13 protein-coding genes are annotated in these 13,950 nt (G+C 73.1%); 7 read left to right on the top strand and 6 right to left on the bottom strand.

Annotated elements, in window-relative coordinates; genetic code table 11:
• Positions 1-22: 22 nt before the first annotated feature.
• The 4 genes from V7E45_RS13125 (at position 23) to V7E45_RS13110 (ending at position 3,976) form a co-directional block, all read left to right on the top strand.
• Positions 23-694, top strand: a complete 672-nt coding sequence (locus V7E45_RS13125; RefSeq protein ID WP_333774303.1) for a response regulator transcription factor — start codon at positions 23-25, stop codon at positions 692-694.
• Positions 691-2,064 carry a sensor histidine kinase gene (locus tag V7E45_RS13120; RefSeq protein WP_333774302.1) on the top strand — a complete coding sequence of 458 codons (1,374 nt, stop codon included), beginning with the start codon at positions 691-693 and terminating at the stop codon, positions 2,062-2,064. Before V7E45_RS13125 ends, V7E45_RS13120 begins: the two co-directional genes overlap by 4 nt.
• A 143-nt stretch (positions 2,065-2,207) precedes the next feature.
• The gene (locus V7E45_RS13115; protein ID WP_333774301.1) at positions 2,208-2,642 is read left to right on the top strand and encodes a copper-binding protein; all 435 of its coding nucleotides are present in this window, start codon (positions 2,208-2,210) and stop codon (positions 2,640-2,642) included.
• A 236-nt stretch (positions 2,643-2,878) separates the two neighbouring features.
• On the top strand, positions 2,879-3,976 hold the full coding sequence (locus V7E45_RS13110; protein WP_333774300.1) for a CorA family divalent cation transporter: 1,098 nt from the start codon (positions 2,879-2,881) through the stop codon (positions 3,974-3,976).
• 15 nt (positions 3,977-3,991) lie between these two features.
• Here the strand turns inward: V7E45_RS13110 and V7E45_RS13105 are convergent, their stop codons facing one another.
• Positions 3,992-4,327 (bottom strand): hypothetical protein, encoded by a 336-nt coding sequence (locus tag V7E45_RS13105; RefSeq protein ID WP_333774299.1) that lies wholly within the window; start codon positions 4,325-4,327, stop codon positions 3,992-3,994.
• A gap of 184 nt (positions 4,328-4,511) precedes the next feature.
• Between V7E45_RS13105 and V7E45_RS13100 the strand changes: the two genes are divergently transcribed.
• Together V7E45_RS13100 and V7E45_RS13095 are read left to right on the top strand one after the other, a co-directional pair.
• Positions 4,512-5,042 (top strand): gluconokinase, encoded by a 531-nt coding sequence (locus V7E45_RS13100; RefSeq protein WP_333774338.1) that lies wholly within the window; start codon positions 4,512-4,514, stop codon positions 5,040-5,042.
• Between the two features lie 83 nt (positions 5,043-5,125).
• Positions 5,126-6,964 (top strand): glycoside hydrolase family 15 protein, encoded by a 1,839-nt coding sequence (locus tag V7E45_RS13095; RefSeq protein ID WP_333774298.1) that lies wholly within the window; start codon positions 5,126-5,128, stop codon positions 6,962-6,964.
• 31 nt (positions 6,965-6,995) lie between these two features.
• Here the strand turns inward: V7E45_RS13095 and V7E45_RS13090 are convergent, their stop codons facing one another.
• The 5 genes from V7E45_RS13090 to V7E45_RS13070 all read right to left on the bottom strand — a co-directional run bounded on the left by V7E45_RS13090 (position 6,996) and on the right by V7E45_RS13070 (position 13,157).
• Positions 6,996-8,036, bottom strand: a complete 1,041-nt coding sequence (locus V7E45_RS13090; RefSeq protein WP_333774297.1) for a cytochrome d ubiquinol oxidase subunit II — start codon at positions 8,034-8,036, stop codon at positions 6,996-6,998.
• Entirely contained in the window at positions 8,033-9,478 is a 1,446-nt protein-coding gene (locus tag V7E45_RS13085; protein ID WP_333774296.1) for a cytochrome ubiquinol oxidase subunit I, read from the bottom strand. The genes V7E45_RS13090 and V7E45_RS13085 overlap by 4 nt, the downstream gene beginning before the upstream one ends.
• Positions 9,479-9,513: 35 nt before the next feature.
• Complete coding sequence (locus tag V7E45_RS13080; protein WP_443056028.1) at positions 9,514-10,308, bottom strand: SDR family oxidoreductase; 795 nt, start codon at positions 10,306-10,308, stop codon at positions 9,514-9,516.
• A 208-nt stretch (positions 10,309-10,516) separates the two neighbouring features.
• Positions 10,517-12,106 carry a GMC family oxidoreductase gene (locus V7E45_RS13075; protein ID WP_333774294.1) on the bottom strand — a complete coding sequence of 530 codons (1,590 nt, stop codon included), beginning with the start codon at positions 12,104-12,106 and terminating at the stop codon, positions 10,517-10,519.
• Positions 12,107-12,203: 97 nt separating this feature from the next.
• Complete coding sequence (locus V7E45_RS13070) at positions 12,204-13,157, bottom strand: cyclase family protein (RefSeq protein ID WP_333774293.1); 954 nt, start codon at positions 13,155-13,157, stop codon at positions 12,204-12,206.
• Positions 13,158-13,417: 260 nt separating this feature from the next.
• Between V7E45_RS13070 and V7E45_RS13065 the strand changes: the two genes are divergently transcribed.
• A complete protein-coding gene (locus tag V7E45_RS13065; RefSeq protein ID WP_333774292.1) occupies positions 13,418-13,915 on the top strand; it encodes a hypothetical protein in 498 nt (165 codons plus the stop codon).
• The last annotated feature ends 35 nt before the right edge of the window (positions 13,916-13,950 follow it).

Raw genomic sequence — 13,950 nt, 5'->3', positions numbered from 1 at the left:
GTGTGCGGTTAGCCTGACCGCCATGTACTACCTGGTCGTCGACGACGAGGCACGCCTCACGGACCTCGTCGTCCGCTACCTCACCGAGTCCGGGCACACCGCCGAGGGCCGCTACGACGGGCCCTCCGGCCTCGCCGCCGCCCGTGATCCCCGGCTGGACGGCGTGGTCCTGGACGTGATGCTGCCGGGCCTCGACGGCGTCGGGGTGTGCCGGGCGCTGCGCGGTGAGGGCATCGACGTGCCCGTGATCCTGCTCACCGCGCGCGGTGCGGTCGGCGAACGCGTCGCGGGCCTGGACGCGGGCGCCGACGACTACATGGTCAAGCCCTTCGCCATGGAGGAGCTGCTGGCCCGGCTGCGCGCGATATCCCGGCGCCGCCCCGAGTGCTCGGGCCGCCTCCAGGTGGGCGACCTCGTCCTGGACGCCGAGCGGCGGCGCGCCTGGCGGGCCGACACGGAGCTCGACCTGTCCCGGCGCGAGTTCGCCGTGCTGCGGGTGCTGATGGAGAACGCCGGCCGGGTGGTGACCCGGCTCCACCTGCTGGACGAGGTCTGGGACGGCGAGACCGACCTGCGCAGCAACGCCATCGACGTGCACGTCTCCAAGGTGCGCGCGAAGGTCGACCGCGCCTTCGGGCGCACCACGATCACCACCCTGCGCGGGGTCGGCTACCGCCTGGAGACCGGCCCGTGACCCGGCCCGCCGGCCTGCGGGCCCGGTTCGGGCGGCTGCCCGTCGTCACCCGGCTGGTGCTCGCCGTCGCCATCACCATGTCGCTCGTGCTGAGCGGGACGGCCGGGCTGGTGTACTGGCGCGTGCAGACCGCCCTCGACCGGCAGCTCCACGACGACCTGGCGGCCTATCGGCACAGCCTCGACCGGGCCGTCCGCGCCGGCACCGCGCCGCCGCCGGGTCCCAGCGGCAGCCTCTACCAGGTGCTGGACACCCGCGGCCGGGTCCTCGGCGCCAGTGCCGACGTACGGCACCGGCCGCTGCTCACCCCCGCCGAGCTCGACACCGCCGCCCACGGGCACACGGTCCGGCGCGACGTGGGCTCACTGCTGCCGATCACCCCGGACACACTGCGTCTGCAGGCCAGGCGGGTGCGGGCCGGCGGGAAGAGCCGCGTCGTCGTCGCCGCCGTCCGCCGGGGACACCGCGACGAGGCCCTGCGCGAACTCCTCGCCCAGCTCGCCTTCGCGTCCGTCCTGGCCCTGATCGCCGCCTCCTTCGTCGGCTACCGCACCGCCCGCGCCGCCCTGCGGCCGGTCGAGCGCTACCGTAGCGGCGCGGCGACCCTCGCCGACGGCGCCCACACCCTGCGCCTGGACGTGCCGGCCGACCGCGACGACGAGATCACCCGGCTCGGCCACACCCTGAACCGGATGCTGGACCGGCTGGAGGCGTCGGCGGTGCGCGAGCGCCGGTTCGTCGCGGACGCCAGCCACGAACTGCGCACCCCGCTGGCGCTGCTGCGGGCCGAGCTCGACGTCGCCCTGCACCGGCCGCGTTCCGCAGCGGAACTCACCGGGACGCTGCGAGCCGTGGAGGGTGAGGTGCAGCGCCTGATCGACCTGTCCAACGCGCTGCTCGCCCTGGAGGAGCTGGGCAGCACGGACCACGTCGTCCGGGCGCCGGTGCACCTCGCCGACCTCGTCGAGGCCGCCGTGGCCCCGCACCTGCGGACCGCCGGGCGGGACGGGCGGACCCTGACCGTCGACGCGGCCGGCACCACCGTCGAGGTCGACGCCCGCTGGCTGCGGCCCGCCATCGGCAATCTCGTCGACAACGCCCTGCGCCACGGGGAGGGCCCGGTCCGGGTCACGGCCGCGGTGCACGGGCCGGGGCTGCGGCTGGTCGTCGCCGACGAGGGGCCGGGCTTCCCGCCCGAGTTCCTGCCCCGGGCGTTCGACCGCTTCGCCCGCGCCGAGGCCAGCCGCACCAGTGAGGGCTCCGGTCTGGGGCTCGCCTTCGTGCACGCGGTGGCCACCGCCCACGGGGGCACCGCGCACGCCGAGAACACCGGGCGCGGAGCGGCGGTCGTCCTCGATCTGCCCTGCTGAACGGTGAACTCCCGGGCCCCCGTCACCGTAACCGTCATGGAGGACACTTCGTGGCACGTGCGGACGATCCCGGCCGCTCGCGAAGGGCTCCCTCCCCAGGGTCTTCCAGGAGGCCCGGCGGAGATCGGGAGGAGATGAGCCAGATGGCGATCCCGGCACACACGACCCGTACGGCGCTGCGGGCGACCGCGGTCGGATTCGGTGCGGCACTCGCGCTGACCGCCTGCTCGAACGGGGGCGGAGGGTACGCGCACGGCTCGGGCACGACCACGGGCTCGGGCACCGGGCGGACGGTCTCGGCGGTCAAGGTGACGGTCACCGAGACCGAGTACGCGCTGAAGCTCTCCCGCTCGTCGTTCGCGCCGGGCACCTACACCTTCGTCGCCGACGACGCGGGCAAGATCACCCACGCCCTCTCCGTCGACGGTCCCGGCGTGCGGGACGCCCGGACCCCGGACATACAGAAGGGCCACAAGGCGGCGCTGACGGTGACCCTCGAGAAGGGAACGTACGACGTGTACTGCCCGGTCGACGGCCACCGGCAGCTCGGCATGGAGCAGCACATCCACGTCCGCTGAGACACCCGCCAGGCGAGGGGGGGGGGGGCCCCCCCCCCCCCCCCCCCGGGGCCCCGCCCCCCCCCCCCCCCGGGCCCCCCCCCCGNCCCCCCCCCCCCCCCCCCCCCCCCCCCCCCCCCCCCCCCCCCCCCCCCCCCCCCCCCCCCCCGCCCGCGTGTGTCCGCCACCGGGGAGGCCCGAGTGTGCGCACCGTGGGACACCGTGGACCTACTGACCCGGGACGACGGTGAGGGACGATGATCGTGACGGTGGTGTCGATGCCCGGAGGGACCACCGAACGTACGGATCTGGCGGGGGCCCGCGACCGGCTCGCCGCGTCCGACTTCGTGCTCGTCGACGTCCGGCTGCCGGTCGCGACGGACCGGCCGGACGCACCGGACGCCCGGGACGGGCGGAGCGCCCCGGGCGGCCCGGGCGGCCCGGGCGGCCCGGGCGGCCCGGGCGGCCCGGTCGGGGCGGACGTGTCGGAGGCCGGCGGACGCGGGGTCGTCGAGGCGCTCGGGCTCGCCTCCGAGAGCCCGGCCTGGTTCGGCATGACGGGACAACCGGTGCGGGCCGACTTCCTCGGCGACCGGGCCGGCTTCGTCGTGCCCGTCGTCGACGACGGCCGCGTCGTCCACGTCCACGCCATGGCGACGGAACGGCACCTGATCACCGTCCACCGGGGGGCGGCCGGACCGCTGGAGGGCCTCGCCACCCGGCTCGGGCAGGAGCGCCCCGCCGACGCCGTCGCCGTGCTGTTCCTGCTGCTCCAGGAGGCGCTGGACACCTTCCGCCGGGCCGCCGTCACGGACCTGCTGGCCGTAGAGGACCTGGAGGACGAGATGTTCGAGCGCCGGCGCCCCGAGCAGGTCTACCGCCTGGCCCGGCTGCGGCGGCGGGCCGCGCTGCTGCACCACTACCTGCTGCCGTACCTCCAGGCCACGGACGAGATCGTGATGCGCAGGATGCTCAGCCGCGACTTCCCGGAGGAACGCAGGCGGCTCGCCCAGGAGTTCCAGCACACCGGCCGGCTGGTGCTCACCGACATCCAGTCGTTGCAGGACGCCACCCGCCGGGCCTTCGCCAGCTACTCCTCCCTGGTGTCGGGCGAGCAGAACGGCGTGATCAACCGGCTGGCCATCGTGTCGACGATCTTCCTGCCGCTGACGTTCCTGACCGGGTACTTCGGCATGAACTTCAGCTATCTGACGGACGAGATGGAGAGCAGGGCCGTCTTCTGGCTGCTCGCCGTCGCCCTGCAGCTGCTCGTCCTGGTCGGCGCCCTCTACGTGCTGCACCGCACGCACATCTGGCGGCGGTTGCGGGACGACGAGGGCACACAGGACCCGTGAGCCGGCGCCCGCCGGTCACTCGGGTGCGAAGGTGAAGCTGTGCCACAGTCCGGTGGACCTGACCACCTCGTCCGACGCCTGCATGTCCAGGTACACGCTCTGCCGGCCCTGCGGCACGGTGCAGTCGGGGGTCGTGAACAGGATGACGCTGCTCAGCGTGAAGTTGTCGACGTGGGTCACGCCCTGGTCGAAGCGGTGACAGCCCTTGATCGGCGGATTGGTGAGGGACTGCACCGGTGTGGCGCCGTTGCGCGCCGTGATCGTGCCGGACGCCTGGTCCTGGCAGCCGGTCAGCGCGATTCCGAACAACGCGACACCGGTGAGCGCGGCCAGCGGCCGTGAAACGCGCATCGGTCCTCCTGTGCCGTTCCGGAGAGCTGGCTGGGACTGGCCGGGACGGGGTCCCGTCCTCCCCACTATCCGCCAGAGCGGGCGTGGCCGCCCGGCGGCGACGCCCGGCGCACCGGGCGGAGCCGGGCGATAGTGGAGGAGTACGCGTGTTCCACCGTTTCCCCAGGGAGGCGCGTTGGCCGACGTGGACGGCGGTTCGCGGGTGGTGGTCGTGATGGGCGTCTCGGCGTCCGGGAAGTCCACGGTCGGAGCCCGGCTGGCGCACCGGCTGGGCGTGCCGTTCCTGGAGGGCGACGACCTCCACTCCGCCGCGAACCGCGCCAAGATGGCGTCCGGGCACCCGCTCGACGACGCCGACCGGCGGGCCTGGCTCGCGGCGGTCACCGAGTGGATCCGGGCCGCCGCGGCGAGCGGGAGCGGCGGGGTGGCCGCCTGCTCCGCGCTCAAGCGCGCCTACCGGGACCAGTTCCGCAGCACGGGAGCGGACGTCTGGTTCCTGTACCTGGCGCTCGACCCCGTGCCGGCCGCGGAGCGCATCGCCCGGCGCACGGGGCACTTCATGCCGCCGGAACTGCTCGGCTCCCAGTACGCCACCCTCGATCCGCTGCACCCCGACGAGCCGGGCGCCACCATCGACGCGTCCGGCGCCCCGGAGCGGGTGATGGCGGACGCGCTGCGCGCCGTGTGCGGACCGGACCGCCGGCGCCGGTCCTGACGAGCCGGTCGGGTGCCCCCGGCTTACGCTGATCGGGTGGGGGTGCAGGGCAGCAGCCGTACGCCTACGAAGGGGGCGCCCCCGTGGACGACTACCCGCTGATCGAGAACCACGGCCTGATCGGTGACCTGCAGACCTCGGCGCTGGTGACCACCGACGGCGTGGTCGACTGGTTCTGCTCCCCGCGGTTCGACTCGCCGAGTGTCTTCGGGGCCCTGCTGGACAAGGACGACGGCGGGCACTGCACGGTCCGCCCGGCGCACGAGACCTACGCGACCAAGCAGTTGTACCTGCCGGACACGGCGGTCCTGGTCACCCGGTTCATGACCGAGGCGGGCGCCGGCGAGGTGCTCGACTTCATGCCGGTGACCGGGACGACGGTCACCGGCCGGCACCGGCTGGTGCGCATGGTCCGCTGTGTGCGCGGCAGCATGACGTTCGACGTGGAGATCGCCCCGCGGTTCGACTACGGGCGCCGGGCGCACCAGTTGCGCATGACCCCGCACGGAGCGGTCTTCGTCGCGGCGGACGGCACCGAACTCACCGTGCACCCCATCCGGGAACCGGAGGACCCGCAGCTCGTGGACGTCCTCCTGGACCGGGACGCCGACCTGCACTTCTCGCTGTCGCTCGAGGCCGGCGAACAGCGCGGCCTGATCCTGGAGATGGGCGCCGAGGGGCCGCCCACGGAGGTCCGACTCGACGAGCACCAGCGGCTGTTCGAGGCGACCGTGGCGTTCTGGCGCTCCTGGCTCGGCCAGTCGCGCTACACCGGGCGCTGGCGGGAGATGGTGGAGCGCTCGGCGATCACGCTCAAACTCATGACCTTCGCCCCCAGCGGCGCCATGGTGGCCGCCCCGACGGCGGCCCTCCCCGAGCAACTGGGCGGCGAGCGCAACTGGGACTACCGCTTCACCTGGATCCGTGACGCCTCCTTCTCCGTGTACGCCCTGCTGGGGCTGGGCTTCAAGGAGGAGGCCAGGGCGTTCATCCTCTGGCTGAGCGACCGGGTCAAGGAACGGATCGGCAGCGAGGGCGAGACGGGCCCGCTGAACATCATGTACAAGGTCGACGGCTCCTCGGACCTGGAGGAACAGATCCTCGACCACTGGGAGGGGTACGCGGGCTCGGCGCCGGTGCGGATCGGCAACGGCGCCGCGACCCAGCTCCAGCTGGACATCTACGGCGAGGCGCTGGACAGCATCTACTTCGCGCACCGGCACGGTTTCCAGGTCGGCCACGGGGGCTGGTCCTCGCTGCGCACGGACCTGGACTGGCTGGCGGACCACTGGGACCAGGCGGAGGAGGGCATCTGGGAGACCCGCGGCGGCCGCCAGGACTTCACGTACGGCCGGGTGATGTCGTGGGTGGCGTTCGACCGTGCCGTGCGGCTCGCCGACGAGAAGGGCTGGCCGGCCGCGACCGCGCGCTGGCGCGACGAGCGGGACGCCGTCTACGAGCAGGTGATGGCCAAGGGGTGGAGCGAGGACCGGCAGGCCTTCGTCCAGCACTACGGCAGTGACGTCCTGGACTCCTCGCTGCTGCGCATGGCGACCGTCGGGTTCCTCACGCCCGACGACCCGATGTGGTCCTCGACCCTCGACGCCATGGAGGACGAACTGGTCAGCGACAGCCTGGTCTACCGGTACAACCCCGCGGCCTCGCCCGACGGACTGCGCGGCTCGGAGGGCACCTTCTCGCTGTGCACGTTCATGTACGTCGACGCCCTGGCCCGGGCCGGGCGGACCACCCGGGCGCGGCTGGTGTTCGAGAAGATGATGGGGTACGCCAACCACCTGGGCCTGTACTCGGAGGAGATCGACCCGACCGGGCGCCAACTGGGCAACTTCCCGCAGGCGTTCACGCACCTCGCGCTGATCGACGCGGCCATCACCCTGAACGACGCACTCGACCGGCGCTAGGGCGTGTCGTCCGGGCGCGGCCGGCTGCCGGTCAGGCTTCCTCGCCGGTGGCCGTGCGCCGCAGTTCGGCGTCGGTGAGTCCTTCCAGCTCGCCGTGAGTGTCCAGCCAGTACAGGACGGCGACCGCGGGGACGATGAGCACGAGGGCGACGATGATGACGAGCCCCAGCCAGCGCAGGGTGGTGTGCGCGCCCGCCCCGGCGGTGATGGTCAGTGAGGTCGGGATGAGATAGGGGCGCTGGGCCATGCCCCAGGCGATGACGGCCGACGCGGCCACGCCGACCGCCGCGACCCGGGACCACGCGCCGGAGGCACGGGTCAGCAGCCACGCGGTCGTGAGCGTGGCGGCCACGGCCACGACGACGAAGACCAGTCCCACGCCGTGGGTGAGCCCGTGCCACACGTGCGGCGCGTCCCCGTGGGTGACGACCAGGGTGATGACGGCGAGCACGACGACACACCCCAGGGCGGCCAGGGCCCGCCGGCGGAAGTACCGGTCGAGGTCCGGCTCGGCGAAGCGCCGGGCGTCCGCGGCGAGGAAGACCGCGCCGAGCATCGCGGTGGTCGCGATGGCGAGCAGACCGAACAGCAGGGACGTCGGATTGGCCCAGGCGTCGGTGGAGGCCGTCGTCGTGGCGGACACCCGGCCCGAGGCCACTCCCCCGGCCGCCGCACCGAAGAAGAACGGCGTCAACAGCGAGGCGACGGCGAAGACGGCGCCGTACAGGCGCCGGCCGGCCAGCCGCCAAACGGGCCTGCGCAGGGCGAAGCCGGCGCCACGAAGCACGATGCCGAGTGCGGCGAGGGTCAACGGCAGCCACATGGTGGTGAACACCTGCTGGAAGAAGACCGGGAAGCCCGTCCACATGACGACCAGCACGAAGATCAGCCAGACGTTGTTGACCTCCCAGACGGGCTCCATCGCGTGGTCGATCAGCCGGCGCGGGCGCTCACCGCGCTCCGCTCCGCCCGCGGTCAGGTCCCAGAAGCCGGCTCCGTAGTCGGTGCCGCCGCCGCAGACGTAAGCGGCGATCAGGAGCAGCAGGACGACGGCGATGACCCCGGCGATCACAGCCGGCTCCCGGTGGAGCGCGGCCCGTACGGCGTGTCCGTCTCGGGTGTGTCCGTCCCCGCCGCCCGCCGCGGTGCCCCCGGGCCGCCCCGTTCGTCGGCGAGCCGCCAGCGCGAGCGCATCTTGAGCAGCACCGCGAGGAACGATCCGAAGACCAAGACGTAGACGACGACGACCACGCCGAAGGTGATCCACAGGCTGGTGGAGCGGGTCGCCGTCACCGCCTCCGCGACCCGCATGTTCTGGTAGACGATCCAGGGCTGGCGGCCGACCTCGGTGGTGATCCAGCCGCACTCGACGGCGACGACGGAGGCGACGCCCGCGCAGGCCGCGCCGCGGTAGAACCACGGTGAGGCGGGCAGCCGGCGGCGCCACAGCCACAGGACGCCGTACCAGAGCGCGAGCAGGACGAGCGCGGAGCCGATGAAGACCATGGTGTCGAAGGTGAAGTGGGCGATGGTGGCCTGGGCGGCCGTCGGCCGGTCGCTCGCCGGGACCGAGGTGAGCCCGGTGACCTTGGTGTCCGGGCGGAAGCCGGCCAGGATCGAGTCGAGCTGCGGGACCCTGATGCCGCCGGAGACCGTGCCGTTCGGATGCAGCCGCCCGTAGAGGTACTCCGGTACGTGGGTGTCGGTGTTCCAGACGATCTCCATGGCGGCGAACTTCACCGGCTGCTTGTGGAACACCTGCCGGGCGATGGAGTCGCCCAGCATGAACTGGATCGGGGTGCAGACGGCGGCGAGCGTGAACGGGATGGCGAAACCGAGCCGGTGGTACCTGTCCCGGCGGCCGCGCAGCCACCCGGTGGCGTAGACGCCGGCCACGACGTAACCGGCCGTCACGAACATCGCCATGACGAAGTGCCAGTACTCCGGGCCGAACATGGGGGTGAAGATCGCCTTGCGGAGGTCGACGTCCACCGGGTTGCCGGCGGCGTCCAGGGTGAAGCCGCGCGGTGTGTTCATCCACGAGTTGGCGGCCAGGATGCCGAAGGCGCCGAGCAGGGCGACGAACGGCAGCGGCAGCGCGAGCAGGAAGTGGGTGCGGGAGGGCAGCCGCCGCCAGCCGTACAGGTAGACGGCGATGAGCACGGCCTCCAGGAAGAAGGCCCACGCCTCGACCCCGAACCCGAGGCCGAAGACGTCACCCCAGCGGCCCATCATGCCCGGCCACAGCAGCCCGAACTCGAAGGACAGCACGGTGCCGGTCACGACCCCGATGGCGAACTGGACGGCCATCACGGCCGACCACCGCCGGGCCAGCAGCAGCGCGTCCGCGTCACCGCGGCGCAGCGCGTAGCCGTGCGTGATCAGGGTGATCAGCGGCAGGGCCACGCCCAGCGGCACCAGGATGATGTGGGAGGCCAGGGTGAACGCCATCATGGATCTGGCCGGGAGCAGCTGCGGCGGCACGTCGGCCGACGCCAGGATCAGGGTCTGCATACGGGTTCCCCCAGGGGCCGACGCGGTGGGAAGGGTCAGCCGCCGGTGGCGAATCCGGGGAAGAGGGTCATCCCGCCGTCGACGTAGAGGGTGGCGCCCACCACGTAGTCCATGAGGTCGGAGGCGAGGCCGACGACGGCGTTGGCGATGTCGTCGGGCTCGCCGACCCGGCCGTAGGGGATCAGCTGGAGGAGGTCGCGCTCCGCGTCGGGGGTGTCCCAGGCGGAGCGGTTGATGGGGGTCTTGATGGCTCCGGGCGCGACCGCGTTCACCCGGATGCGGTGCGGGGCGAGTTCCTGGGCGAGGGTCTGCATCATCATCTGCACGCCTCCCTTGGACGACGCGTAGTTGACGTGCCCCGCCCACGGGATGAGCTGGTGCACCGAGCTCATGCAGATGATCTTCCCGGCCGCGCGCGACACCTCCGGGACCACCCCGCGGCGCAGGAACTCCCTGGTCGCCTCGCGGGCGCACAGGAACTGCCCGGTGAGGTTGACGTCCAGGACCTTCTGCCACTGGGCAAGGGTCATGTCGGTGAACCGGGCGTCGCGCTGGAGGCCGGCGTTGGCGACGAGGATGTCGATGGTGCCGAACTCCTCGACCATCCGGTTCGTCATGGCGACGACCTGGTCCTCGCTGGACACGTCCGCCTCGTAGGCGGCGGCCCGCACCCCGAGCGCGGTGATCTCCTCGACGACCTGCTCGGCGTCCTCCTTGCCGGCCACGTAGTTCACCACCACGTCGGCCCCGGCCCGGCCGAGGGCGACCGCGGTCGCCCGGCCGATCCCGGAGTTCGCGCCGGTCACCAACGCCTTCTGGCCCTTCAGCAGATGGGCGGGGATCACGCCCCGGGATGCGCCCTCGGTGGAACTCACGATGTCCTGCTCCTCCACTGCGTGCCCGGTGCGGCCGGGGCCGTGACTCGGCGGTTGTGGCGCCAGCCAAACACCGTGGAGGAGAGGCGGCACGCCGGGGCCGACGGGGTTGCGCTGCCCGGCTGACGGCCTTCGCCCGGTCGGAGTCCGGGGGCAGCGGGAATCAGCCCAGCCGCTCCAGCAGGTGGTCGCCCACCCGCAGGGCGTTCGCGATGGCCGTCAGGGACGGGTTGACCGCGCCGATGCTCGGGAAGAAGCTCGTGTCCACGACGTAGAGGTTGTCCAGGTCGTGCGCCTTGCAGTTGACGTCCAGGGCGGAGGACTCCGGGTCGGTGCCGAAGCGCACCGTGCCCGCCTGGTGGGCGGTGGCGCCGATCGGCATGCCCTTGTGCAGGTAGATGCTGTGGGACAGCAGCTTGTGCTCGTGCATGCCGAGGTGGCCGAGCATGTGCTGGAGCTTGTGCCGCAGGCGCTTGAGGCCCTCGGTGTTGTTGTCCTCGTCGAGGGTGAGCCTGATCCGGCCGTCGTCCTCCAAGGTGACCCGGTTGTCCGGCCGCGGCAGGTCCTCCCCGCACAGCCAGAAGTCGACGGCGTGGTGGGCGAGCACCTCGAACGGCATGTCGGGCGACACCGCTCCGGCCCAGCGCGGGGCCTCGCCGTGGATCTGGTCGGCGTCGGACTTGCCGAGCATCTGGATCCCGCCGAGCGGGTAGTCCCAGTCGTCCGCGCCCAGGTACCAGTCGTGCAGCGCGAGCGTCTTCTGGAACTGGGTGTCGTTGGGCTCCTTCGAAACGGCCATCAGCGCCAGGTTGTTGTGGCGCATGTAGTACCGGCCGACCACGTCCGAGCTGTTCGCGAGTCCCCGCGGGTGCCGGTCGTCGGCCGAGGCCAGCAGCAGTGCGGCGGAGTTGACCGCCCCGCAGGCCACGACGACGACGTCCGCCGAGAAGCGGGCCTCCTCCTCGTCGGGGAGCCGGGCGACGACGGTGGTGACGCTGCGTCCGGTCGGGTCGGTCTCCAGCCGGGTCACCCGGGCGTTGGTGACCAGGTCGACGTTGGGGTGCCGCAGGGCCGGCTCCACGCAGATCACCTGCGCGTCGGACTTGGCGCGTACCAGACAGGGGAAGCCGTCGACCCGGTCGCAGCGGATGCAGACGCTGGCGTGGGTGGCCCGGCCGTACTCGTCCTGGGTGAGGTCGACCCCGATCGGCAGGTGGAAGGGGTGCAGGCCCCGCTTCTCCAGGTCGTCGCTCAACTGCGCGATGCGCGGCTCGTGTTCGACGGGCGGGTAGGCGTACTGCGCGCTGCTCGGCCCTTCCGACGGGTCCTCGCCGTGCCGGCCGTGCACCAGGTAGAGGTGCTCGGCCTCGGTGTAGTACGGCTCCAGGTCGTCGTAGCCGAGGGGCCAGGGGGGCGAGATGCCGCCGTGGTGGCGCAGTTCGCCGAAGTCCTCCGGGCGCAGCCGGAACAGGGCTGCGCCGTAGAACTTGGTGTTGCCGCCGACGTAGTAGTTCACCTCGGGCGGGAACTCGTTGCCGTGCCGGTCCAGCCAGAACTCCGGGGCGCGGTACTTGGCCTTGACGAACACCGCCGTGGAGTCCCAGTTGTCGCGCTCGCGCCGCAGGTAGTCGCCGCGTTCCAGGACGAGCACCCGTTTGCCGGACGGGGCGAGGCGGTGGGCGAGCGTGCCCCCGCCGGCTCCGGTGCCGATGACGATGACGTCGTACGCGGGCAGGGCATCCACGGCGACCACCGTCCTTGTCCGTGCGGTCCGCGGCCGTTGGGCCTTCCCCTCGAACGTACGCTCCGAGCGGGTGTGCGGCACCTGGAGCGGGTAGGCCCCGGCCGGGTCAGAAGACGGCGATCGGGTTCACCGGGGAGCCGGTCGCCGACGGCAGCCGCAGCGGGGCCACCACGCACAGGAAGTGCCAGCGGCCCTGCCGCTCGCACTCCGAGGCGAGTTCCTCCAGGTCCAGGTAGTCCATCAGGTGCAGCCCCAGGGCGTTGACGGCGAGCACGTGGACGGGGAAGGCGACCCCGGCCACCGGGCTGGGCGCCGTGTCGCTGTTGCCGTCCGAGCCCAGGGCGCCGACCCGCCGCTCGGCCGGGAACCGCATCGCCGCCGGATGCAGCCCCGCCCGCGCCTCGGTCACGTCCCAGGGCCCGAGGGTCCGACGCCGCAGCCGGTGGCCCACCCGCACGAACAGCAGGTCGCCCGGGCCGACCGTGGTCCGCTGGGCGGCCTCGGCCTCGGCCAGATCCTCGGCGGACACGGCGTCGCCGGGTTCGAGCCACCGCACCCCCTTGAGACGGGGCACGTCCAGCAGGACACCGCGCCCGACGATGCCGTCGTGCACCAGGTCGAGGGTGAGCGCGTCCGCTCCGTCGGGTGTCACGGTGCTCGCGGGGACGCCCCCGTACAGCTCGCCGTCGAAGATCACGTGGCACAGGGCGTCCAGGTGGCTGTCGACGTCCCCGTGCACGTTCATCGCGAACCGGTCGCGGGCGAACCGCAGTCCGTGCCCGTCCGGCTCGCGGTGGGTCGGCGCGGTCATCCGGTGGGTGGCGGGCTGCGGGCTGTCCGGGGCGGGCCGGGTCTCGACGGGCGCGGCCAGCGACACGGTGCGCCCGAGGTGGACCTCCGCGGCGGCCGCCACCACCCGCTCGGGCGTCAGCTCCGTCAGCGCGCCGGGCCGGTCGCCGGTACCGCCCGGTGCCCGGTCCCGCAGCCGGTGGTAGAGCTCCCGGAACGCCGCCTCGGACATGCCGGGGGTGCCGGGCGGCGGGTGCGGGTGCGAGGTCATCGGGGGTTCCTCCTCGTCCGCCCCGGGGACGCCGGCGGGTGCTCGGGGGGTGTCGTGGTCCCGGCTTCGGCCATTGCAGCACCCGGCCGGGGACCCCGCACCCGGGACGCCCGGGCCGCCCCCGTCGCCGAAGCCACCGGAGTACGGACGTACGGCTGTTCGGGTGTCCGCGCGGCCCGGGCGTCCCACCCGGGGTGCGGGCCACGGCCGTGCCGCCTTCACTGGGTGGGACGAATCGGTCCCAGGTCAGGAGGCACGGTATGGCAGGGCACTGGACACGGGGTGCGGCGGGCGCGGTGCTGGCCGTGGTCGTCGCGGGTGCGGCGGCCGGGTGCTCCGACGGCTCCGGCAACGCGTCGGGCACCGCCAGCAAGGCGGCCACGGCGGCCGCGTCCGCCGCCTCCTCCCTCGCCTCCCGGGGCACCGACGCGCTGACCTCGGCCTCGGCGGAGGCCAGGCGCAAGCTCGACGAGGCCAAGGGCGGGGTGAACGCCAAGGGCGAGGTCACCCTCGGCACCGCGACGATCGGAAGCGACGGCAAGGCCACGGCCAAGGTGACCGCCAAGAACACCGCGAAGTCGGCCAAGTCCTTCGCGGTCCAGGTCAACTTCACCGACGCGCACGGCAATCTGCTGGACGTGACCGTGGTGACGCTCACGAACGTGGCCCCGGGCGCCACCGGCGACGCCACGGTCACCAGCAACCGCAAGCTCACCGGCCAGGTCAAGGCGGTCGTCGGCACGGCCCTGCGCTACTGACCCCGGCGCCGCCGTCCCCCTCCCGGCTCCCCGCC

The organism is Streptomyces sp. IBSBF 3136, assembly GCF_036815105.1.
In the GTDB taxonomy this organism is placed as follows: domain Bacteria; phylum Actinomycetota; class Actinomycetes; order Streptomycetales; family Streptomycetaceae; genus Streptomyces.
Note: the sequence above shows the minus strand (reverse complement) of the source record. Positions and strands in the feature narration are given on the sequence as shown.